This is a genomic window from Nocardia sp. XZ_19_385, assembly GCF_015355755.1.
Classification (GTDB): domain Bacteria; phylum Actinomycetota; class Actinomycetes; order Mycobacteriales; family Mycobacteriaceae; genus Nocardia.
This window is the reverse complement of the sequence record NZ_JACVEE010000002.1, coordinates 2045195-2066927: the sequence shown is the minus strand read 5'-3', so window position 1 is coordinate 2066927 and position 21733 is coordinate 2045195. Positions and strand designations below refer to the sequence as shown.

Annotated in this window: 18 protein-coding genes; 3 read left to right on the top strand and 15 right to left on the bottom strand. The window is 67.4% G+C overall.

Annotated elements, in window-relative coordinates; genetic code table 11:
* Window positions 1–6: 6 nt before the first annotated feature.
* From IBX22_RS22010 to infA, 10 genes are all read right to left on the bottom strand, one after another.
* The gene (locus IBX22_RS22010; protein ID WP_194817386.1) at window positions 7–963 is read right to left on the bottom strand and encodes a helix-turn-helix domain-containing protein; all 957 of its coding nucleotides are present in this window, start codon (window positions 961–963) and stop codon (window positions 7–9) included.
* Between the two features lie 409 nt (window positions 964–1372).
* Window positions 1373–2200, bottom strand: coding sequence for an LLM class F420-dependent oxidoreductase (locus tag IBX22_RS22005; protein ID WP_194817385.1), 828 nt, complete (start codon window positions 2198–2200; stop codon window positions 1373–1375).
* Window positions 2201–2268: 68 nt separating this feature from the next.
* Complete coding sequence (truA, locus tag IBX22_RS22000) at window positions 2269–3126, bottom strand: tRNA pseudouridine(38-40) synthase TruA (protein WP_194817384.1); 858 nt, start codon at window positions 3124–3126, stop codon at window positions 2269–2271.
* Window positions 3127–3243: 117 nt separating this feature from the next.
* Window positions 3244–3750: a 50S ribosomal protein L17 gene (gene rplQ, locus IBX22_RS21995; RefSeq protein WP_194817383.1), complete on the bottom strand. Its 507-nt coding sequence runs from the start codon at window positions 3748–3750 to the stop codon at window positions 3244–3246.
* A 52-nt stretch (window positions 3751–3802) separates the two neighbouring features.
* A complete protein-coding gene (locus IBX22_RS21990) occupies window positions 3803–4861 on the bottom strand; it encodes a DNA-directed RNA polymerase subunit alpha (RefSeq protein ID WP_067785162.1) in 1059 nt (352 codons plus the stop codon).
* Between the two features lie 104 nt (window positions 4862–4965).
* On the bottom strand, window positions 4966–5571 hold the full coding sequence (gene rpsD / locus IBX22_RS21985; protein WP_194817382.1) for a 30S ribosomal protein S4: 606 nt from the start codon (window positions 5569–5571) through the stop codon (window positions 4966–4968).
* Between the two features lie 21 nt (window positions 5572–5592).
* Entirely contained in the window at window positions 5593–6006 is a 414-nt protein-coding gene (rpsK, locus tag IBX22_RS21980; protein WP_194817381.1) for a 30S ribosomal protein S11, read from the bottom strand.
* A 9-nt stretch (window positions 6007–6015) separates the two neighbouring features.
* A complete protein-coding gene (gene rpsM, locus IBX22_RS21975) occupies window positions 6016–6387 on the bottom strand; it encodes a 30S ribosomal protein S13 (RefSeq protein WP_194817380.1) in 372 nt (123 codons plus the stop codon).
* Window positions 6388–6592: 205 nt separating this feature from the next.
* A complete protein-coding gene (gene rpmJ / locus IBX22_RS21970) occupies window positions 6593–6706 on the bottom strand; it encodes a 50S ribosomal protein L36 (protein WP_011207363.1) in 114 nt (37 codons plus the stop codon).
* 135 nt (window positions 6707–6841) lie between these two features.
* Window positions 6842–7063, bottom strand: a complete 222-nt coding sequence (infA, locus tag IBX22_RS21965) for a translation initiation factor IF-1 (protein ID WP_003418601.1) — start codon at window positions 7061–7063, stop codon at window positions 6842–6844.
* A gap of 1805 nt (window positions 7064–8868) precedes the next feature.
* On the opposite strand from infA, the gene IBX22_RS38545 reads away from it, so the two are divergent.
* Window positions 8869–10557 (top strand): AAA family ATPase, encoded by a 1689-nt coding sequence (locus IBX22_RS38545; RefSeq protein WP_375540274.1) that lies wholly within the window; start codon window positions 8869–8871, stop codon window positions 10555–10557.
* 6 nt (window positions 10558–10563) lie between these two features.
* Here IBX22_RS38545 and IBX22_RS21955 read toward each other — a convergent pair whose 3' ends face one another.
* Window positions 10564–11145: a GNAT family N-acetyltransferase gene (locus IBX22_RS21955; protein ID WP_194817379.1), complete on the bottom strand. Its 582-nt coding sequence runs from the start codon at window positions 11143–11145 to the stop codon at window positions 10564–10566.
* Window positions 11146–11167: 22 nt separating this feature from the next.
* On the bottom strand, window positions 11168–11977 hold the full coding sequence (locus IBX22_RS21950; protein WP_194817378.1) for a GntR family transcriptional regulator: 810 nt from the start codon (window positions 11975–11977) through the stop codon (window positions 11168–11170).
* Window positions 11978–12235: 258 nt separating this feature from the next.
* Here IBX22_RS21950 and IBX22_RS21945 point away from each other — a divergent pair, with 258 nt between their 5' ends.
* Window positions 12236–12652, top strand: coding sequence for a DUF4254 domain-containing protein (locus tag IBX22_RS21945; protein WP_309234722.1), 417 nt, complete (start codon window positions 12236–12238; stop codon window positions 12650–12652).
* A 72-nt stretch (window positions 12653–12724) separates the two neighbouring features.
* Here the strand turns inward: IBX22_RS21945 and eccCa are convergent, their stop codons facing one another.
* Genes eccCa through eccD form a run of 3 tightly spaced genes read right to left on the bottom strand, consistent with a single transcriptional unit; the run spans window position 12725 to window position 19751 of the window.
* Window positions 12725–16843, bottom strand: coding sequence for a type VII secretion protein EccCa (eccCa, locus tag IBX22_RS21940; RefSeq protein WP_194817376.1), 4119 nt, complete (start codon window positions 16841–16843; stop codon window positions 12725–12727).
* 3 nt (window positions 16844–16846) lie between these two features.
* Window positions 16847–18271, bottom strand: coding sequence for a type VII secretion-associated serine protease mycosin (gene mycP, locus IBX22_RS21935; protein WP_194817375.1), 1425 nt, complete (start codon window positions 18269–18271; stop codon window positions 16847–16849).
* A gap of 1 nt (window position 18272) precedes the next feature.
* Entirely contained in the window at window positions 18273–19751 is a 1479-nt protein-coding gene (eccD, locus tag IBX22_RS21930; protein WP_194817374.1) for a type VII secretion integral membrane protein EccD, read from the bottom strand.
* A gap of 135 nt (window positions 19752–19886) precedes the next feature.
* Between eccD and eccA the strand changes: the two genes are divergently transcribed.
* On the top strand, window positions 19887–21704 hold the full coding sequence (gene eccA, locus IBX22_RS21925; RefSeq protein ID WP_194817373.1) for a type VII secretion AAA-ATPase EccA: 1818 nt from the start codon (window positions 19887–19889) through the stop codon (window positions 21702–21704).
* The last annotated feature ends 29 nt before the right edge of the window (window positions 21705–21733 follow it).

Sequence of the window (21733 nt, the reverse complement as noted above, 5' to 3'; positions counted from 1 at the left end):
CACGGGTCACCGAAGGCTGAAGCGATACTCGCCCGGGGTCATACCGGTCTCTTGCCGGAATGCTCGATAGAACTGCCGCTCGTTGACGAAACCGGCGGCCTGCGCGATCGCGGACAGCGTCCGAGTCGGGCTGACGCGCAGCAGGTTTCGGGCGTGACGCACCCGCATCCGGCGGAGTACCGCACCGATTCCGCCGTCGAACGCCTCGCACACGCGATACAGGGTGCGCCGCGAAACCGCGCAACCCGCGGCGATCCGGTCGACGGTGAGTTCCGGGTCGGTGTATCTGGCGCGGATAAAAGCCAGCACCTCCTGCGCGGTCAGCGCCGGCGGTTCGGTGGACTGCGCTGTCGACATCAGCAGCGCCGAGGTCAGCATCGGTACGGCGTGGGCGGCCAGCGCCGCCGCCTGCTCCGGATGGGTGAGCTGCTGGTAGGCCACGCCGCGCAGGAACCGCGCGACCACACCCAGCGGACTGTCCGGCGAAACCCGCACCGAGCCGGGCATTTCCAATCGACGCAGCCCGCTGTGCTCCCGCAAGCGCCGCAACGGAACCCGCACCGACACCTGCTCGAAATCGTCATAGGCCGCCCAGCTCGCCGGGCGCATGCTGTCGAACAGCACCATCTCCCCCGGGCCGACCTCGAAGGTCCGGCCGTCGGCCTCGAGCCGGGCCCACCCGGCGGTTTGCACGTACGCGCACAGCCGATGGTCGCCCGAACCGCCTATGTGCCAACGGGTTCGGCGCGCTTCGAACGCCGAGGCGCGCGCCAGCGCCACCTCGACATCGTCGTACCGGCCGTAACTGACCGCGCCGCGAAACGCGTCGACCCGCGCCGGGCCCCATCGGGTCAGTGGCACCTGCAGGTCGTCGATCAACTCCCGCCAGTAGTCGAAGGCATGGTCGGCGGCGGCATCGAGCAGACCGCCGGGCGCCACCGGACCGGACGGCTCAATGCTCATCTGCACTGCCGGCCCACCTTCGACCTGCCGCGGACCGCGCCCGCACTCCTCGACAGGTGGTTATCACCCAGCAATGTTGCCACCACCGCACCACCCGAACCAAACCGACCCACCCTGCGCGACAACACGTTTCCCGCCGGGCACCCCTACCCCAGCGAAATCAGCAGTAAGACCACTCACCGCCTCATGTTCCCACCCAGCCCCCGGAATACCGTCGCCCTGACAGTTAATAGCCGGTTTCAGTCGGTCCATACAGGCACAATAGCCAGCAATCCGCCGAACCGAGCTTCATAGCAAACCATCAGCGACACACCGGTTCTCGCCAACCACCGCGCCGGCGTCAGCGAACGCGCCCCTTGCAGTGCGCTCGCCGACACCGACCTGCTCGGTGCCGCGTACCGAGTAAGGGCTACTTCAGCAGGGGCGCCAGCGTGCGCAGTGCCGGGAGGGGGTCGTCGCTGAGAGGCTGGATGGCAACGTGGTCGGCGCCGGCCAGCAGGTGTGCGCGGAGTTTCTCGGCGACGGCCTCGGCGGTGCCGTGAGCGACCACCGCGTCGTAGAAGCGATCGCTGCCGGGCTTGGCCAGGTCTTCGTCGGTGAGGCCGAAGCGGCGCAGGTTCGTTACGTAGTTCTGCAGGCCGAGGTAGAAGGATGTGCGGGGCTCGGCGGTGGTGCGGGCGCGTACCGGGTCGTCGTCGATGACGACCTTGTGCTCGGTCGCGAGCAGCGTGCCGTCGCCGAGGATCGCGCGGGCGCTGGCGGTGTGCTCCACCGGCACCAGGTACGGCAGGGCGCCGAGGGAGCGGTCGCGGGCCAGTTTCAGCACTCGCGGGCCGAGAGCGGCCAGGGCGCGGCGCTCCTTGGGAACGCCGGCCGCGTCGAGTTCGTCGAAGTATTCGACCAGAGCGTCGTAGGGCGTGCGGTAGGTGGCGTTCGCCTCCGGATGGCCCGCGCCGATACCGAGGAGGAAGCGACCCGGATAGGCCGCCTCGATGCGGTGGAAGACCTCGGCCACCTTTGCCGCGGGCGACTTCCAGATGTTCACGATGCTGGTCGCTACTGTGAGGTTTTCCGTTGCCGCCAGAAGGTTCTCGGCGACGACGAGGTCGTCCTCCCCCGGTGAGCTACCCAGCCACAACGCGCCGTACCCCAGCTCCTCCACCTCACGCGCCTGCTCCGGGCTGATCGCGTTGAAGGGAAGCCAAACTCCGTACCGTCCAAGTTCGTCGAATGCCATGCCCTCCCCAACGCGACCGGCACCTACGTTGTTCCGCCCTGACTAGCCGGGGCTCGGGAAAGCGGTGCTCAGTCGCCGCAGCAGCCGGCGGCGGGGACGGTCCGGACTTCGCGGGTTTGGCGGTTGCGGGCGGCGAGGTCGGGTTCGGCGGGGTAGTCGACGGCAATCAGGGAGAGGCCGTGGGCGGGGGCGACCGTCACCGAGCTGGAGCGCTCGGTTTCGTGCAGGAGGCTGCCGACCCAGTCAGGGGTGCGACGGCCTTCCCCTACGGCGAGGATCGCGCCGACCAGGCTACGGACCATGGACCAGCAGAAGGCGTCGGCGCTGACGTAGGCGATCAACAGCTCGCCCCGGCACTCCCAGTCGAAGCGCTGGAGTTCGCGGACCGTGGTGGCGCCCTCACGGCGGCGGCAGAAGGCGGCGAAGTTGTGCAGCCCCAGCAGCTTCTGGGATGCCTCGCGCATAGCCTCCAGATCGACGTTGCTGCGGCAGCCGACGACGCTGCGAGCCTGGAGCGGTTCGGCGCCGTACGGGGCGGTGGTGAGGCGATAGGCGTAATGCCGGCGGATCGCGGAGAAGCGGGCATCGAATTCGGGGGGCACGATGCGGGCGTCTTTGATCCGGACGTCCTTCGGCAGGAACCGTGCCATCCGGTGCACCAGTCTGCCGCCGTCGAAGTCCGTTGCGGTGGTGTCGAAGTGGGCAACCTGGCCCTCGGCATGCACACCCGCGTCGGTCCGGCCGGCGACCGTCAGCTGAATGGGTTCGCGATAGACCTTGCTCAGCGACTCCTCGAGTACACCCTGCACCGTCCGCAGCTCCGGCTGCCGCGCCCACCCGGTGAAATCGGTTCCGTCATACGAGATGTCGAGCCGCACACGAACCGTCGCGGCGACGGCCACCGAGCCCACCGCGTCGGACGTCATCGAATCCTCCACGCTCTGCACCTCACTGATCGCTGGCTCGAAGTTGCTCGGGGTAACGCGAACGAGCCCGCCGACCCAAACGGGTGGCGGGCTCGTTCCGGAAGTCCGACGCGAACGTCAGGCGTCCTTCTTGTCCTCGTCGGCCGGAGCCTCGGCAACCTCGTCGGTCGCCTCGGCCGCAGGGGCCTCCTCGGTGACCTCGGCCGCCGGGGCAGCCTGCTGCGAAGCGGCCACGCGGCGGGCGCGATCGGCTTCGTTGGTCACGGTCTTCTCGCGAACCAGCTCGATGATCGCCATCGGAGCGTTGTCACCCTTGCGGGGGACGGTCTTGGTGATGCGCGTGTAGCCACCCTCACGACCCTCGAACGACGGGCCGATCTCGGCGAAGAGGCTGTGCACGACATCCTTGTTACGGATGACCTTCAGCACCTCGCGACGGTCGGCCAGCGTGCCGGCCTTCGCCTTGGTGATGAGCTTCTCGGCGTAGGGGCGCACGGCCTTGGCCTTGGACTCGGTGGTCGTGATCCGACCGTGCTCGAAGAGCGCCGTCGCCAGATTGGCGAAGATCGCCTTCTGGTGCGACGACGACCCGCCGAACCGGCGACCCTTCTTGGGAGTGGGCATTTTGTTTGTTCTCCTTGAGTAAGGCGCAGTGGGGTATGCCTACCCCAACGGCCTAAAGCTGTTCGGTCTCGGCGTAGTCCTGCTCGCCGCCATCGGTGTCACTGAACGTGCCGCTGTCGCTCCACGTTCCGGTGCTCGCGTCGTAACCCACCACGGAAGAGGGATCGAACGAGGCCGGGCTGTCCTTCAGCGAGAGACCAAGCGCATGCAGCTTGACCTTGACCTCGTCGATGGACTTCTGGCCGAAGTTGCGAATATCCAGCAGATCCGACTCGGTGCGGGCAACGAGCTCGCCCACGGTGTGCACGCCTTCGCGCTTGAGGCAGTTGTAGGACCGGACGGTGAGGTCCAGGTCCTCGATCGGCAGACCGAACGAGGCGATGTGATCCGCCTCGGCCGGCGAGGGGCCGATCTCGATGCCTTCGGCTTCGACGTTGAGCTCACGGGCCAGGCCGAAGAGCTCGACGAGGGTCTTGCCCGCCGAAGCGAGCGCGTCCCGGGCGCTGATGGAGTTCTTGGTCTCCACGTCCAGGATCAGACGGTCGAAGTCGGTGCGCTGCTCGACACGGGTGGCCTCGACCTTGTAGGTCACCTTGAGCACCGGCGAGTAGATCGAGTCCACCGGGATCCGGCCGATTTCCGCACCCGAGGCCTTGTTCTGGACGGCGGGGACGTAGCCGCGACCGCGCTCGACAACGAGCTCGATCTCCAGCTTGCCCTTGTCGTTCAGGGTGGCGATGTGCATGTCCGGGTTGTGCACGACAACACCGGCGGGCGGCACGATGTCACCAGCGGTGACGGTGCCGGGGCCCTGCTTACGCACGTACATCGTGACCGGCTCGTCCTCTTCCGAGGACACGACCAGACCCTTGAGGTTCAGGATGATGTCGGTGACATCTTCCTTCACACCGGGAACGGTGGTGAACTCGTGCAGCACGCCGTCGATGCGGATGCTGGTGACGGCGGCACCCGGGATGCTCGAGAGCAGGGTGCGACGCAGCGAGTTGCCGAGGGTGTAACCGAAGCCCGGCTCGAGGGGTTCGATGGTGAACTTCGAGCGGTTCTCCGCCACGACCTCTTCGGTCAGCGTGGGGCGCTGGGAAATCAGCATTTTGGATCATCCTCCTGTACGGGCACCCACTATTTGATGCCCACGTTATGGGGGTTGTGCGTAATCCCTTGACTAGCAAGGGATTACGCACTCAGCAGAGCTGATTACTTCGAGTAGTACTCGACGATCAGCTGTTCCTGCAGCGGCACATCGATCTGCGCGCGCTCGGGGAGCTGGTGCACCAGGATCCGCAGACGGCCCGGGATCACCTGCAGCCAACCCGGAGCCGAGCGGTCGCCGACGGTCTCACGCGCGACCTGGAACGGCAGCGTCGGGAGCGACTTCTCCTTGACATCGATGATGTCGTACTGGGTGACCTGGTAGCTCGGGACGTTGACCGCGACACCGTTGACGATGAAGTGGCCGTGCGAGACGAGCTGACGGGCCTGACGACGGGTACGAGCCAGACCGGCGCGGTACACGACGTTGTCCAGACGGCACTCGAGCAGACGGAGAAGGTTGTCACCGGTCTTGCCCTTGAGGCGGTTGGCCTCGTTGTAGTACCGGCGGAACTGCTTCTCCATGACGCCGTAGGAGAAGCGAGCCTTCTGCTTCTCCTGCAGCTGCATCAGGTACTCGGATTCCTTGATCCGCGCGCGGCCGTGCTGGCCGGGCGGGTAAGGACGACGCTCGAACGCCTGGTCTCCGCCGACGAGGTCGACGCGAAGACGACGCGACTTGCGGGTGATGGGGCCTGTATAACGTGCCATTTGTTATCTGTTCCTTTCCCGCTAGACGCGACGACGCTTGGGCGGACGGCAGCCGTTGTGCGGCTGCGGGGTGATGTCGGAGATCGTGCCGACCTCGAGGCCAGCGGCCTGGAGCGAACGGATCGCGGTCTCACGGCCCGAACCCGGGCCCTTGACGAACACGTCGACCTTCTTGACGCCGTGCTCCTGCGCCTTGCGGGCAGCGTTCTCGGCAGCGAGCTGCGCGGCGAACGGGGTGCTCTTACGCGAACCCTTGAAGCCGACGTGACCCGAGGACGCCCAAGCGATGACGTTGCCCGACGGATCGGTGATCGACACGATGGTGTTGTTGAACGTGGACTTGATGTGCGCGTGGCCCAGCGGGACGTTCTTCTTATCCCGGCGACGCGACTTCTGGGTCTTCTTAGGACCCGAGGTACGACTCTTCGGAGGCATCGGTTATCCCTACTTCTTCTTGCCGGCGACGGTGCGCTTCGGGCCCTTGCGGGTACGCGCGTTGGTCTTGGTGCGCTGGCCACGCACGGGCAGGCCACGACGGTGGCGCAGACCCTGGTAGCAGCCGATCTCGATCTTGCGACGGATATCGGCCTGCACCTCGCGGCGCAGGTCACCTTCGACCTTGAGGTCCGAACGCTCGATGTAGTCACGCAGCTGCGTGACCTGGTCGTCGCTGAGGTCCTTGGAACGCAGGTCCGGGCTGACGCCGGTGCCTTCCAGGATCTCCTTGGCGCGGGTACGCCCGATACCGAAAATGTAGGTCAGCGCGATCTCCATGCGCTTTTCGCGCGGGAGATCAACGCCCATGAGACGTGCCATGTGGCAGGTTCCTTAATGTTGCGGAGGTCTGCTCCCTGTCCGTTCCCCATCGTCTTGGCGGGGCACCGGCCTCCGTACCGGTGGTTGGCACACACGCCCCCGGGCTATACCCGGATTGTTCCGCAGCGTGCGGCTGGAGCTGGGAGTTCTTCTTTAGCCAATCCGAACTGCGTCGGTGCTTGGCTGGTGATCACACAGGCTTGAATCAGCCCTGACGCTGCTTGTGACGCAGGTTGTCGCAGATCACCATGACCCGGCCGTGGCGGCGGATCACCTTGCACTTCTCGCAGATCTTCTTGACGCTCGGCTGAACCTTCACGTCCGTCCAATCTTTCTTTGGTTCACACGGGTGTGAACACAGTTTTTCCCCAGCCGGAAGACTGGGGAAGTTCTGTGGCCCGGCTCGCACCGGGAAGACGGCGTGCTGGACGCCGTCCGGATGATCAAATGACGATCACTTGTAGCGGTAAACGATCCGACCCCGGGAGAGGTCGTAAGGGGAAAGCTCAACGACCACCCGGTCCTCGGGAAGAATACGAATGTAGTGCTGCCGCATCTTTCCGCTGATGTGCGCGAGAACCTTGTGACCGTTCTCGAGCTCGATCCGGAACATCGCATTGGGCAGCGGCTCGACAACTCGACCCTCGACCTCGATGGCCCCGTCTTTCTTCGCCATGTCCTCCGCGATCCCGGTTCAACGAGCGTTTCGGCTCGAACCTGGTTTGATTGCCTGGTGTCTGTTTGGATGAACCGGCTTCGGTGAAGCCAGGCATGCAAACAGTCGGTGCATAGGTGCACCGCCGCCCCAGCTTACCGGCAGGCGTCCGATCAGGCAAAAATGGGCCCGCGTCAGGCGAGGTGACCGGCCCCACGACGGGCCGGGAGTGTCGCGTAAACTGGGCGCGATCCAGAAATCGATCGAGCAGATCTAGGGGGATGTGTGAACGAGCGTACCGAGTCGATCGCCATCCCTGTAGTCAGTGAGGCAATGTCGTGAGTCGTAATAACGACAGCTTGCCCATGCTGCCGCCGTGGCTGGCCGAGTCCGATGGTGGTGGCGCCGGGTACGAAGAGCCGGTCCAGAATCTGCCGCACGAAGACTTGATCGACGACTCCCCCAGACGCAAGGACAAGAAGAAGCGGAAGGGACTGTTCGGGCGCGACAAGGACAGCGCCGCCGAGCAGGCTCCCGAGCGCGGGTCCGATTCCTGGTCCCAGCCGCAGCCGGGCCCCGATCCCCGCACCCAGTCGCGACCGCGGCAGTCGGCTCCCGACGCCGGTCCTACTTCTTGGTCGCAACCGCAGCCCGAGGTCTCGCGCGATCCCTGGGGTCAGCAGCAGCCCGGTCACCCGGTTCCGCCGCACACCGCACCCGGTCTGCCCACCCGTCAGCCCGGCGAGCACCGCGGTTCCTTCCAGCCGCTGGGCCAGCCGCCGGCCGGCGACGCTCCCGACCCGATGCCCTCGAACGAGGCCACCACCCGCTACACCCGGCCGGAGCCGGACGCGCCCGTCGCCGAACGCCCGCCGCTGCCGCCGGCGCGACTTCCCGAGCCGCCCGCCCACCTGCCGGATCCGCCCGCGCCCGGCGACCGCCCGTATCTGTCCGGGCCATCGACCGGTGCGCAGCCGAGCACTCCCGAACCCCGCCCGCGCGAATTCGACGGTCCGCCCGCCGGTGCGCGACCAGAACTTCCCGGTCCCCCGCCCGGGTTCGGCAACCCCGAATTCGACAGTGCGCCACCGGTATCCGGCGGTCGGCCGCCGCTCCCTGAACCGCCCTCGACGGTCGGCGATCAGGGATCCGCGGAGCCGCACAGCCGCCGCGAATTCGACGGGCCGCCGCCCTGGCTCGCGGGTCCGTCCGACCCGGGCCACCTCGGCCTGGATCCCGAAGAGTCGCAGGCCGATCCGGCGCAGTCCGGCTCCGGCCCGATCCCCCGCGGCCGGCATTGGCTACCTCCGGATCACAAGGACAACGCACAGCCGAACGACCCGGCTTCCGCTTCGCAGGCCGGTGGCGAACAGCCCGGTAGCCCTGGGGCTTTCGCGCCCGGCGACCAGCGCGGACCGGATGGACGCCGCATTCCTGCCGCGTTCGCTCCCCCCGCCGCCGGAACCCGCGCACCCGTCAGCGATCAGCTCGCGCCGGGCGAACGCCGTGACCCCGGCGTCTTCAATCAACCGCCGAGCCAGCCCTTCACCGGACAGTCCGGCGACCCGAACACGTTCGCACCGGCTGCAAGTGGTCAGCCCGGCCCAGGCGAACGCCGCGACCCCGGCATGTACGACCAACCGCCGAGCCAGCCCGTCAGCGGACAGCCCGGCGACCCGAACGCCTTCGCCGGTAGCGGCCAGCGTGCGCCGGTGGGCGATCAGCCAGCCCCCGGCGAACGGCGTGATCCCGGCGTGTTCAACCAGCCGCCGAGCCAGCCCTTCACCGGACAACCCAGCGCCGCAAACAATTTCGCGCCACCCGCAATGGGGCAGCGCGCCCCGGTCAGCGATCAGCTCGCGCCGGGCGAACGACGTGACCCTGGCGTCTTCAACCAACCGCCGAGCCAGCCCATCAGCGGACAGCCCGGCGACCCGAACACATTCGCACCAGCTGCAAGTGGGCAGCCGGGCCCGCCCGAACGCCGCGATCCCGGCATGTACGACCAACCGCCGAGCCAGCCCATCAGCGGGCAGCCCAGCGGCACAAACAACTTCGCGCCCGGCAGCGGCCCGGCCGGATCGAATCCGCCGTTCAACGGCCAGGCCAATGCCTACGCGCCGCCCGCGAGCGCCCAGCGTGCGCCGGTCGGCGATCAGCCCGCGCCTGGTGAGCGGCGCGACCCTGGCGTCTTCAATCAGCCGCCGAGCCAGCCGTTCACCGGTCAATCCGCCCCCGGTGCTTACGCCGCACCGGCAAGCGGGCAACGTGCACCCGTGGGCGATCAGCCCGCGCCTGGCGAACGACGCGACCCTGGCGTCTTCAATCAGCCGCCGAGCCAGCCGTTCACCGGGCAGCCCAGCGACGCAAGCAATTTCGCTCCGACGGGCCAGCCCGGGCCTGGCGGCCAAGCACCTGGCGGCTACGCACCCAATGGACCCGGGCAGGGCACCGGCCCGCAGCCCTCGGGCTGGGATCAGCCGCAAGCGCCGAATCAGCAGCAGCCGAATCAGCAGCACTGGCAGCAGGGGCCCGGCCAGCAGCAGGGCGGGCAGTGGAGTAATGGCCCGCGGCCGAATCATGGCGGCCCACAACCGTCGCTGGACGATGTCCCGTTGCGCCGGGCCAAGAAGGCGCCCGGTGGCGGCTGGCGCAAGGCTGTGCACCACATGTCCGGTGGCGCGATCAATCCCGGGATGTCCGCGGAGGAGTTGCGGCTGCAAGAGCTGGTGGCCAGGATCCGTCAGCCCGTGCGCGGCGACTACCGAATCGCGGTGCTGTCGCTCAAGGGTGGCGTCGGAAAGACCACCACCACAATGGGTCTCGGCTCGATCTTCGCCTCGATCCGCGGTGACCGGGTGATCGCCGTCGACGCCAACCCCGACTTCGGCACGCTGTCCCAGCGCGTCCCGTTGCAGACCCGCTCGACCGTGCGCGATCTGCTGCTGGACCCGAACGTCGAGCGTTACTCCGACGTCCGCAAGCACACCTCCCAGGCCACCAGCCGCCTGGAAGTGCTTGCCTCGGAACGGGATCCGGCCGCTTCGGAGCAGTTCGACGAGCACGAATACCGGGCCGTCGCGCGCATCCTGCAGCGTTACTACAACATCATCCTCACCGACTGCGGCACCGGTCTGACGCACTCGGCGATGAGCGGCGTCCTCGACCTCGCACACTCACTGGTGCTGATCTCCTCGGCCGCGATCGACGGCGCCCGCAGTGCCGCGGCCACGCTGGACTGGCTGTCCCTGCACGGCCACGACCACCTGGTCCGCAACGCGGTCGTCGTGATCAACCTGCCCCGTGAGGGTTCGGTGAACGTCGGCATCCAGCAGCTGCGCGAGTACTTCCTCTCGCGCTGCCGCGCGGTGCACATCATCCCCTTCGACGACCACCTCTCCGAGGGCGCCGAAATCGACCTGCACCGGCTGAGCAAGCAAGCCAAGCGCGCGTACGTCGAACTCGCCGCCACCGTCGCCGACGAGTTCAACATCGAGCACCGCCGCTACAACTGACCTGCGTCAGGTGATGCGGTAGGCGGTGAGAACCGGCTCGGGCAGGCGGGTGCGGGGCGCGAAGGACCAGGAGTCGGTGCGCCTTTCGAACAGCGCGCGGGAGGGGCCGGTGGCGATCGGGCCGGCGATGCGGGTGCGGTGAAAGCCGGCGCGGCGGTAGTAGTCGTGCAGATCCGCGTTCGTGGTCCAGGCGTCCAGGCGGACCCAGTTCCGATCCTGCTGGTAGGCCAGCCAGCCCGCGTGTGTGAGCAGGCGAGTTCCGATGCCGTGGCCGGCGAAGCGCAGGTCGACGATCATGTAGTGCACGATCACGGCGTCGTCCAATTCCCATGGGGACCAGAGATGCGGGTCGGCATGGTGATCGACGGTGATGGTGCCGGCGGTTTCGCCGTCGACCTCGGCGACCCAGGTTTCGCCTGCCGCCAGTGAGCTTTCTACGGCGTGGGCGAAGGTTTCGATGGGTTTGCCGCGGCCCGCTACCGACCACTGGTCGGAGCCGCGGGCGGTGAGCCAGGCGGTGCGCTGCAGACGTAGGCGGCAGATGGCGGCGAGGTCGCCGAAGGTTGCCTGACGGATGACGGTATTCATGGCAACACAGTGTTCTCTCTCGTCAAGGGAGGGAGATGCCACGCCGGTATGCGCTGCCCAGCGTGTCGCGGATGACGGCGATGCCTTCGTCGTCGCCGATCTCGTAGGACAGGCGATTACGGGTGGCGATGGAGCGGTGCCGGGTGGCGCGGGTGACGCGCTGGTGGTTCGCTCCGATCCGAAGATGGTCCAGCAGAATGGTTCCCGTGGCGACGCCCAGCACGATCGCTTCTTCGGCGGTGGCGGGGCGGGCGCACAGGGTGTCGCGATGGGCGGTCTCGGCGTGGCCGCGGTCGGCCAGGCGGCGGGTGGTGCCCTCCGGGATGTCGTGCGGGGAGTCGATGCCGGTGGCTTCGGCCAGGTCCCGCGGGTAGAAGCTGACTTCCCAGGACCACGGTTCGTTGTCGAGATACTGGACAACGGTCCGGGCCAGCACCCAGGAATCCTCCGGAACCCCGAGCCATAACGCAACTTCCGGTGCGGCAGGCTCCATCCGAGCACTGAATTCCTTGGTCGGCTCCCGATTCGCCGACCGCGCGATCTCTTCGAAGATATCGTGGGTCGCGCGCGGGCGATCCGGACGAATGTGGTCGGTGACCACGGATTCCAGAACTTCCTGGTTTCGGACGATCGTTCCGCGGGAAGTAGCTGTGTAGACAAGATTTTCGGTAACCAGGACCTGAATGGCATTCCGGGCAGTGGTAATCGAGACCTGCATCTGATCGGCAAGCTCGGTGTGGCTGGGAAGCCGATCACCTGGGTTCCACTTGCCCCCGCGGATCTCCTCACGGAGGAGGTCTGCGATCCGGTGGTATGTCGGACCCTCCGCCATCGTGCTCCTCGGTTGGTCGGGCAGGTAACGAAGTGTACTCTTCGTCGTTTTCTACGGCCCGGTAACGCTTGACAGGTGCCTTCAGAGGTTTATTGTAATCAACGTCCTGATCCGGTGTTGTGCGGCGATGAACGGCGAGGCAACGTGGCAGGTTCGGATTCATCAACGGTAGTTATGGCTCTTCCCGGCGCACAGCGTTGCGCCGAATCGGCAACGCAGCCCGCGATTTCGGGGCTATTGCCGACCTCGGATCTACTCGTGAGAGCGTGCCGCGGACATCGCGTCGTCGGTGGGCCGTTGCTGTGGTTTGCCCGCGATCTCGCGGTCCTGCACGAGCGACGCCTGGTGGGCCGCGGCGGCTCCATCGACACCAACCCGATCGTCGTCCTCGAAATCGAGCGTCGCCGAACCGAATTGGTCATGGCGGTAGACGACTGGGTGACCCGCAGCGTGCCCCAGCATCGGCTCGGCGCCACCCTGCATACCGAGACCGTCGGGTCTGTCATCGATCGCCTGGCCGAATCCTCGGTACGCGCGCATCACGCGTTGATGACCCTGGACGCGCACGACGAGATGCTGCACGGGGCGTGGCATCACCTGGCCGAATTGGCCGACGCCTATGACGATTTGGTGCGCGACATCGTCGCCGGCCGGCGCCGGCTCCCGGAGTGGTAAGCCCCGGCTGACGATCAAGATGTGAAAGCCCCGCAGTTCTGAAAAGAACTGCGGGGCTTTGTGTATGGGTCCTTACAGCGGCGGCAGGTAGGCGACCTGCATCATCTCGACGCCGGTGCGCGAGATCATCGAGCCGCGCCCGGGCGGCAGCTTGGCCGCCCGGATGTCGCCGATGATCTTGCCCTCGTCCTTGGGCGCGCTCATCAGCAGCGCGTCCACGCCCATGTCCTTCAGCGTGCCGATCACCTTGTCGAACATGGCCCGGCTCGCACCGCCGGCCCGCCGGGTGATCACCACGTGCAGACCGATGTCGCGGGCCTGCGGCAGGAACTCGATGAGCGGCTCCAGCGGGTTCTTGCCGGCCGAGACCACCATCTCGTAATCGTCGACCACGACATAGATTTCGGGCCCGGTCCACCAGCTGCGATCGCGCAGCTGCTGCGGCGTGATGTCGTTGCCCGGGATCCGCTTCTGCAGGTAGCCCGCGACCTCCTTGACCATGCCGAAGGAGGTCTGCGAAGAGGTGGAGTACCCGGCCAGCTGCGCCCCTTCGATCACGCCGAGCATCGTGCGCCGGTAGTCGATGAGGATGACGCGCGCCTCCTCGGAGGTGGAGTTCTCCGTGATGCCGGCGACGATATTGCGCAGCAGTGTGGTCTTGCCGCATTCCACATCGCAGAAGCTGAAGAAGTGCGGCTGCACCTCGAAATCCAGCACTATCGGCTGCAGTTCGGATTCACCGATGCCGATGACAGCCTTGGTCTTGCTCTGGTGGATACCCTGCCGGGCCGCCTCCGCGACCACGGCTTCGCGCGACAGCTCGTCGGGCAGCATCCGGACATCGGCGGCGCGCCGGCCGCCGTAGAGCTCGTTGAGCTGCTGCTTGGCCGCATTGACACCCTCGGACAGGGTGCGCGGATCGGAGTCGGAGTCCAACCGCGGCAACGCGATCAGCAGGTGCAGCTTCTGCGCGGTCAGACCGCGGCCGGGCCGACCGGTGGGCACCAGCACCGCGGTGCGCCGATCCATTTCGGAGTCGGACGGGTCGCCCAGGCGCAGCTCGATGCGGGTGCCGATGAGGTCCTTGATCTGCGGCCGGATCTCCGGCCACCGGGTGGTCGAGATCATCATGTGCACGCCGTAGGAAAGACCCTGCGCGGCAATGGCGTTGAGCTGCGGCTCCAGCATGTCGTAGTCGGCGCGGATGGTGGGCCAGCCGTCGATCACGAGGAAGACGTCGCCGTGCTGGTCCTGCCAGAGCGGATCGGCCTCGCGCTCGGCCGGCGACAGCTCGGCCAAACGTGCTTTGCGCTTGCGGAATTCGATGATCGAGTCGATGCCGAGATCCCGGAAGAGTTCTTCGCGCCGGCGCAGGATGCCGGTCACCTCGGCGATGGTGCGGCGGATCCGGTCCACCTCCATGCGGCCCGCGACGGAGCCGACGTGCGGCATGCCCGACAGACCCGAGAGCGTGCCGCCACCGAAGTCGAGGCAGTAGAACTGCACCTGCTCGGGAGTGTGGGTAGCCGCCGCGGCCATCACGATGGTGCGCAACGTCGTCGACTTGCCCGACTGCGGACCACCGACGACCGCGACATTGCCCTGGCCCGCGGACAGATCCACGATCAGCACGTCACGACGCTGCTCGTAGGGCTTGTCGATGACGCCCAGCGGCAGCCAGAGCTGACCGTGCCGATTCACCGGGGAACGCCAATCCGGGTCGGGCAGCAGCATGTCCACCGACGGGGACTCGTCCAGCGGCGGCAGCCACACCTCGTGCGCCGGGCGGCCGTGGCCGCGCAGGCGATCGACGATAGTGGTCAGCAGCGTCGCGGGGACGGCCTCGGCCACCGGCACCGGGGTGTCGTCCGCTTCGTCTTCCTCGTCCACGTATTCCCCGGGCGGCGGCGGCAATTCGGGCAGACCGAGGCGGTTGGGCGGCGGCGGCAGTTCGGGCCGGCCAGGCGCGGCGGCCACCGGGGCGGCTTCGATGACCTCGGGCATCTCGACCAGGGATGCGGTGAACACCGCCGGCGACTGCCCGCCGACCGTCTTGCCGTCCACCTGCCGAGTGCCGCGTGGCGAAACATACGGTCCGGACACATAACTGGCGTTGAAGCGCAGCGGATCATCGGCGTCGCTCTTGAGATAACCGGAGCCGGGCACGCTGGGCAGGTGGTAGGCGTCGGTGATGCCGAGCACCGCGCGAGATTCGTTGGCGGAGAAGGTACGCAGACCGATCCGGTAGGACAGATGCGAGTCCAGGCCGCGCAGCTTGTTCTCCTCCAGGCGCTGCGAGGCCAGCAGCAGGTGCACGCGCAGCGAGCGGCCCAGGCGGCCGATCATCACGAACAGGTCGGCGAAATCCGGTTTCTGCGACAGCAATTCGGAGAACTCGTCGACCACGACGAACAGCGCGGGCAGCGGATCCAGGTCGGCGCCGGCGGCGCGGGCCTTCTCGTATTCGGTGACGTTGGCGAAGTTTCCGGCCGACCGCAGCAGTTCCTGGCGGCGGGTCATCTCACCGGCGAGGGCGTCCTTCATACGGTCGACGAGCGCGAGCTCCTCTTCCAGGTTGGTGATGACCGCGGAGACGTGCGGCAGCGAGTCCAGGCCGAGGAAGGTCGCACCACCCTTGAAGTCGACCAGGACCAGGTTGAGCAGGTCCGGCGAATGCGTGGTCACCATGGACAGCACCAGCGTGCGCAGGAACTCCGACTTACCCGAACCCGTTGCGCCGATACACAATCCGTGCGGGCCCATGCCGTTCTCGGCGGACTCCTTGATATCGATCTCGACCGGCGTGCCGTCGGGGGTGACGCCGATCGGCACCCGCAGCCGCTCCCGGTCGCTGCGCGGCCGCCACACCACCGCGGGATCGATCTGCGCGGCGTCGGGGATCTTCAGCAGCGACATCAGGCCGGGGTCGGAACGGGTTTCGTCGCCCAGGCTGACCATCTGAGCCGCGGTCGCGATGCGATACCGGGCCAGATCCCGGGACAGGGCTGTGGCCTCGGCCCGCGTCACGGTGTCCGCGGTGGCGAACTTCTCCACGCCCGCAGCTGATTTCGCGGCCACCATGCCGTCGTCGGTGACCACCAGCTGCAGGCCGCGGCGCACGGCCAGGCCGCTCTGCGGCGCGGTCAGGTCGAGCACGGTGACCGAGTCCAGGCCCGCGTCGCTGACCACGCGCTCGGACCCGCTGACATACCCGTCGTCGATGATGACCAGCAGGTGGATCCGGCCCGCGGTGGGCTGCGCGTTGCGCATGAACCGGCCACGCTCGACCAGCTCGGCCGACATCGAGGTTTCCAGCTCGGCCAGCGAGCGGTACATCATCCGGGCCGAGCCTATGCCGTCGCGGTCCACCGGATGTTGCAGGTGCGGCAGCCATTTCGCCCAGACCCAGGCCGGGGCGTCGGGGTCGGCGCAGATGATGGCGACGGCGGTGTGATCGGGGCCGTGGAAGGTGGTGAACTCCATCAGCATCGAGCGCACCAGCGTCAGCGCGGCCTCGCGGTCGCCTTCGATGTTGATGGCGGGGAAGGCGCGCAGCGAGATCGCGGTGGGCAGGCCGTGCACCACCGAATGGGTGCGCACGAACCGGCGCAGCGCCACGGTGGACACCGGTTCCAGGTCTTCCAGCGGACCGGTCTCGGGACGGGCCAGCTTGGTGGCCAGGCGATGGCTGCCCACCCCGACCCGGACGTGCCCGAAATCGGGATCGTTGGGGCGGCGCTCCCACATCCGGCGGGTGCCGATCACCGACTGCAGATCGCTGGGTTCGGGATGACTCCACAGCAGCGCGTTCAGCTGCTGGTTGCCGGTCTTGCGCACGTCCTTTCGGACCTGGTCGAGGTAGCGGAAGTAGTCCTTGCGTTCCTCGTTCAGCTCGGAGGCCTTCTTCGGCCCGCCGCCGCCGCGCATGCCCGCCATCATGCCGACCATCGACATCAGCATCATCATCGGGAACATCATCATGAACGGGTTGGCCAGCAGGTTGCGGCCCATCATGACCATCATCGCGATCATGCCGACCACGGCGACCACCATCACCAGCGGCATCAGCTTCATCAGCAGACTGCCGGCGGTGGGACGGTCGAGCTCGGGCGGCGCGGACAGCGCGACCTCGCCGCCCGGCGGGCGTGGCGGTGCGATCCGCGGGCGGCGCACGAAGCCTTCGGTTGCCATGTCCTACAACCCTTCTCGAGTTTCGGGCTCCGCACCCGGGTCCACGCTCACCGTGCGACCCCGGCGGTACGGGATCGAGGCGGCGTAACCGAGCCCGAGCAGGGCCAGCAGCGTGAGCGAGCCGATGGTGGCGACCAGGCGCGGCATCGGATCGACGTATGGCGGCGGGGTCGGCCCGGCGATCTTGTGTGGCACGTCGGAGCCGACGGTGACCGGTTTCGAGGGCAGTTGCGCGGTCAGCGCGGCCAGCGGATCGACCAGGCCGTTGCCGATCTGGTCGTTGCGGCCGTTGCCCGGCGCCTGCGCGGTCTGCTTGATCCGGTCGATCACCTGGGCGGCGGTCAGGTCCGGGAAGCGGGACCGGACCAGCGCGGCCAGTCCGGAGACGTAGGCGCTGGAGAAACTGGTCCCGTCGATGGTGGAGAAGCCCTCGTTGGTCTGGGTGGCGTTGACCAGCCCGGCACCGCCGGGTTTGCTGTCCAGCGAGACGATCTCGCGTCCGGGTGCGGCGACGCCGACCCACGGACCGTGCAGCGAGAACGGCGATACCGAGCCGTCGGGTTCCACCGAGGCCACCGACAGGACGTACGGCGTGAACCAGGCCGGGGTGACCACGGTGCCCACCGCCGGCCAACCCGAGCGCTCGTTCTGCTTCTCGCAGGCGCTGCCCTGCATGATGTTTCCGGCCGCGGCGACCACGACCACGTTCCGGTCGTAGGCGTACTTCACCGCGGCGCCCAGGGCGCCGTCGGCGAAGGTGGCGCTGGCGACCGCGCACGCCACCTCGGAAATATTGATCACCGTCGCGCCCATGTCGACCGCGCGCACGACGCCGGCGGCCAGGGTATTGACCGTGCCGTAGCCCTCGCGGGTGATGACGCCGGGCTCTTCCCGGCGATTGCGATCTTTGGCCTCGTAGGCCGAACTCAGCTGCCGGATCGCGAGGATCTCGGCATCCGGTGCGACACCGGCGAATCCGTCCTCCAGGCTGGGCTGGGCGCCGATGATCCCGGCCACGAAGGTGCCGTGGCCGTCGCAGTCGACGGTGCCGTCGGTGTCGGAGACGAAGTCGCCGCCGGGTTGCAGCGCGGGCAGCCGCCAGTGCCGGTTCACGCCGGTATCGATGACGGCGACCTTCTGGCCCGCACCGCGGCTGAACTGCCAGGCTTCTTCCAGGCCCAGAACCCGTTGCGCCAGTGGCGGATCGCGGGGCACACCGCCGCGCAGGGTGGGCTCGGCGCAGACCTTCGCCTGCTCGGTTTCGTCCGGCGGTTTGCCGGCGGCGGCCAGGCCGAGTACCGCGCCGAGGGCGCCGTCGTCGACCTTGGGCGGGGCCACCGCCAGTGCGGGCGAGGGTGATCCGGCGGTCAGGGCGAGCACCGCCGCCACCGTCACCGCGTGCAGCAGCCGCCGTAGGAGCGGAGCCATCTCAGATGTTCCGGGCGGCCGAGTAGACGTCCATGATCCACAGCACCAGCGGAATGATGGTGCAGATCAAGATGTATTCGAAGATCTCACCGGTGCGCCGCATGGGCGGCGACATCTCGGTCTTCGGGCCGACGACACCGAAAACCACCGCGGCCGCGGCAATTACGAGCAGCATCCACGCCAGCGGCACGATCCAGTCGGAGTTGCCGAGCGCGGCGCCGATGCCCAGCACCATCAAAGCCGTTGCGCCACCGGCGATCAGCGTGCAGGCCTGCACCAGGTCGGCGAAGGCGCGCCCGCGCAGGCAGAGAATGAGCGAGACCACGACGCCGAGCGTGATGCCCTGCCAGCGGGCCGCGCCGAGCGGGTCGGCGGCCAGCACCACACCGATGACGGCGGCGATGGTGCAGCCCAGAATCATGCCGGACTGGTATTCGTTGGCCGCGCGGGCCCGGTGCTCGAGGCCGGCCGCCGAGGGCAGCGCGGTCGCGCCGATGGCGCCGATGTCCTCGATGGTGGGGCGGGGTTCGTGATCGGCGGGGTCGATGGCGGCGCCGGCGGTCGGCACCGGCGGCACGGGTAGTCGCGCGGCGGCCACGGCCAAGCGCGGCACCAGGGTGATCACGATCAGCGCGCCGACCAGGACGCCGGCGGCGATCTTGGACAGCGCCGGATCCCAGACCATGCGCACCATCGCGGCCACGCCGCCGAACAGCGCCAGGGTGATGACGGTGGCGAACATGGTCGCCCCGGCCCGGGCCGTGCTGTAGAGCACCGCGGCGGCGAACAGGGTTGCCACACAGGCGAACATCGCGTGCGGACTGCCGAAGTCGTTGGGCACGAACAGCGCGGTGCCCGCGAAGATCAACAGCAGCGCGTACAGCGACAGCATGATCACCGGCAGGGTGGCCTCCGCCTGATAGCGCCGGCCGACGAGCACCGCCGCTCCCCCGAAGATCAGTCCGGCGCCCAGCGCGATGAAACCGACTACGGAACCGGCGCCGTCGTGCTTGGCCACCGCCAGCAGGTACATGCCGGCCAGCACCGCGACCAGGCCGACGAGCAGCCCGAGCCAGCGCGCCGAGACCGGCGACCAGTGCCGGAACGAGGTCGAGGTCAGTTTGGAGACCGCGTCGATGACGTCGTCGAACAGCGCCGGGGACTCCTTGGCGGTCACCGAGCGCAATACCAGCAACTCACCGTCGAAAACCTCGGCCTCGGTGAGCGATTGGTTTGCCGGGATCGGGTCGCGGCCGATCCGGGCGAGCGTCCAATGCTGCGTCTGCAGCGGCGCGCCGTCCTCGTGCTCGGTGAGATCGGGGTTGCGGGATTCGATCAACTCGACCACGTCGGTGATGAACGCGGCAATCGGAACTGTGGCAGGCAAACCCAGATCGAGCTGGGTATTGCCGCCGATCACCGAGACTCGGCACAACTCCGGATCAACGGCAGCCACAGTGCTGCTAGACGGATCGGTCACAGCTCGGACGACTCCCTACCTAGAACACACTTCAACGCCATGCAACGTACTCAACTTAACGGAGAAGTCCCGTACTCGCAGCGGCTATGCTTGGCGAGAAACAGCACATCCGTTTGTTTTTAGGGGCCAACCCGTATGACCGGCAACCGCCAAGCACAACGCGCATTCGACGCTGGTGTCTTGTCCTTGGGCATTGTGATCGAGGGCCAGGAATCTGCCCGCGATCTGGAATACGCTCAGCTAGCCTTCCAGCGCGCCACCGAATGGGACCCCGGGATGTGCGACGCCTGGCTCGGGCGCGCGGCCGCGGGCGAGCACACCCGGGAGGTGATCTTCAACCTCTACAAGACCAGCACCACAACGCTTTTCCGGGAGCAGCGCCGGCTCGGGCTGCCCGCCCGGGCGCTGGCCGGACGGTTCACCCTCGGGAATTACATCGACTACCCGCTGGCCAGTTACGCCGAGATCTGGCTGGCGCAGGCCGCGCAGCTGATGACCGACGGCGACTACGACGAGGCCGAGAAGGTGCTCGACGAGCTGGCCAAGCACCGGGCCGCGCAGGTGTCCTCCGGAGACCGCGAGATCGACGACCGGATCTGCGCGTATGCCCGAGGGGTGCTGCACTTTACGACCCAGCGCTGGCCGGATGTGATGACCGTGCTGGCCGGTTCGGCGGGCTGGGAGGATCCCTACCTGGCCGCCGGCGCGCACGTCATGGTCGGCACCGCCTGTGCCCAGCTGGGTTTGTTCGGCGAGGCCATCCGCCGCATGGAAGCCGCTGAGGCGGGCCCGATTGCGGCCGCGGCCACCACCGCCCGGTTCTGCCGCGGGCTGTGCCTGCGCGAGACCGGTGAGGAGGAGCAGGCCCAGGCGCTGTTCGAGAAGGTCTTTTCCGAGGCCCCCGGCTTCGAGGCCAACACTATGGCCATGCGGGACCGCAAGTACCGGCTCACGGTGACCACCAAGGAAGTCATCGACGCGCGCACCAACAAGTGGGATCCGGCCTCGGCGCCGACGCTGGAGCAGATGGGCCAGGAGGAGCGCGACGACAAGGCCAAGCTGACCCTGGAGAAGGCGCGTAACGAACTCGATGAGCAGATCGGCCTGGCCGGCGTGAAAATGCAGGTTGCCAAGTTGCAGGCAACCGCTCAGCTAGCCCGGATCCGTGCCGAAAAAGGAATGGCGAGCGGGTCTCGTGGACAACATCTAGCATTCACCGGCCCGCCAGGTACCGGTAAGACCACCGTTGCCCGTGTGGTGGCAAAAATTTACTGTGGCTTAGGAATTCTGAAGACCGATAAGCTGATCGAAGCCAAACGTTCTGATTTCGTCGGCCAGCATTTGGGCAGTACCGCGATCAAAACGAACAAATTGATCGACTCCGCCATGGACGGCGTGTTGTTCATCGACGAGGCCTACACGCTGATTCAAACCGGCCTCTCCGGTGGTGACGCATTCGGTCGCGAGGCCGTGGACACGCTGCTGGCGCGGATGGAGAACGACCGCGACCGGCTGGTGGTGATCATCGCCGGATACGACGGTGAGATCGACCGGTTCCTGGCCTCCAACGACGGCCTGGCATCCCGGTTCGCCAAGCGCGTGAAGTTCGATTCGTACTCCCCCGAGGAGCTCGGCGATATCGGTACTTTCATTGCGCGCAAGCGGGATTCGCAGGTGTCGGAGGAGGCGCAGGCGCTGCTGGTGGCGGCGTGTGCCGCGCTGTACCAGAAGCAGGCCACCGATCAGAGCGGTGAGATCCGGCGCGGCATCGACATGGCCGGCAACGGCCGGTTCATCCGCAATGTGATCGAGGCGGCGGAGGAGGAGCGGGAGTTCCGGCTCGCCAACGACATCAACCTGGATCTGAGCGCGGTGGACGAGTCGGTGCTGATGCGGATCGAGGCCGAGGACATGCAGAACGCGCTGGACAACGTGCTGGCGACGTTGCGCTGACCCCGTACGCAACTACGGCCCCCGAGGTT

What these genes read in the sequence shown, in the direction of transcription:
- IBX22_RS22010 (WP_194817386.1), bottom strand. Translation starts at nt 963, where the DNA reads ATGAGCATTGAGCCGTCCGGTCCGGTGGCGCCCGGCGGTCTGCTCGAT.
- IBX22_RS22005 (WP_194817385.1), bottom strand. Translation starts at nt 2,200, where the DNA reads ATGGCATTCGACGAACTTGGACGGTACGGAGTTTGGCTTCCCTTCAAC.
- truA (WP_194817384.1), bottom strand. Translation starts at nt 3,126, where the DNA reads ATGACGTCCGACGCGGTGGGCTCGGTGGCCGTCGCCGCGACGGTTCGT.
- rplQ (WP_194817383.1), bottom strand. Translation starts at nt 3,750, where the DNA reads ATGCCCACTCCCAAGAAGGGTCGCCGGTTCGGCGGGTCGTCGTCGCAC.
- IBX22_RS21990 (WP_067785162.1), bottom strand. Translation starts at nt 4,861, where the DNA reads ATGCTGATTTCCCAGCGCCCCACGCTGACCGAAGAGGTCGTGGCGGAG.
- rpsD (WP_194817382.1), bottom strand. Translation starts at nt 5,571, where the DNA reads ATGGCACGTTATACAGGCCCCATCACCCGCAAGTCGCGTCGTCTTCGC.
- rpsK (WP_194817381.1), bottom strand. Translation starts at nt 6,006, where the DNA reads ATGCCTCCGAAGAGTCGTACCTCGGGTCCTAAGAAGACCCAGAAGTCG.
- rpsM (WP_194817380.1), bottom strand. Translation starts at nt 6,387, where the DNA reads ATGGCACGTCTCATGGGCGTTGATCTCCCGCGCGAAAAGCGCATGGAG.
- infA (WP_003418601.1), bottom strand. Translation starts at nt 7,063, where the DNA reads ATGGCGAAGAAAGACGGGGCCATCGAGGTCGAGGGTCGAGTTGTCGAG.
- IBX22_RS38545 (WP_375540274.1), top strand. Translation starts at nt 8,869, where the DNA reads ATGGGGCAGCGCGCCCCGGTCAGCGATCAGCTCGCGCCGGGCGAACGA.
- IBX22_RS21955 (WP_194817379.1), bottom strand. Translation starts at nt 11,145, where the DNA reads ATGAATACCGTCATCCGTCAGGCAACCTTCGGCGACCTCGCCGCCATC.
- IBX22_RS21950 (WP_194817378.1), bottom strand. Translation starts at nt 11,977, where the DNA reads ATGGCGGAGGGTCCGACATACCACCGGATCGCAGACCTCCTCCGTGAG.
- eccCa (WP_194817376.1), bottom strand. Translation starts at nt 16,843, where the DNA reads ATGGCAACCGAAGGCTTCGTGCGCCGCCCGCGGATCGCACCGCCACGC.
- mycP (WP_194817375.1), bottom strand. Translation starts at nt 18,271, where the DNA reads ATGGCTCCGCTCCTACGGCGGCTGCTGCACGCGGTGACGGTGGCGGCG.
- eccA (WP_194817373.1), top strand. Translation starts at nt 19,887, where the DNA reads ATGACCGGCAACCGCCAAGCACAACGCGCATTCGACGCTGGTGTCTTG.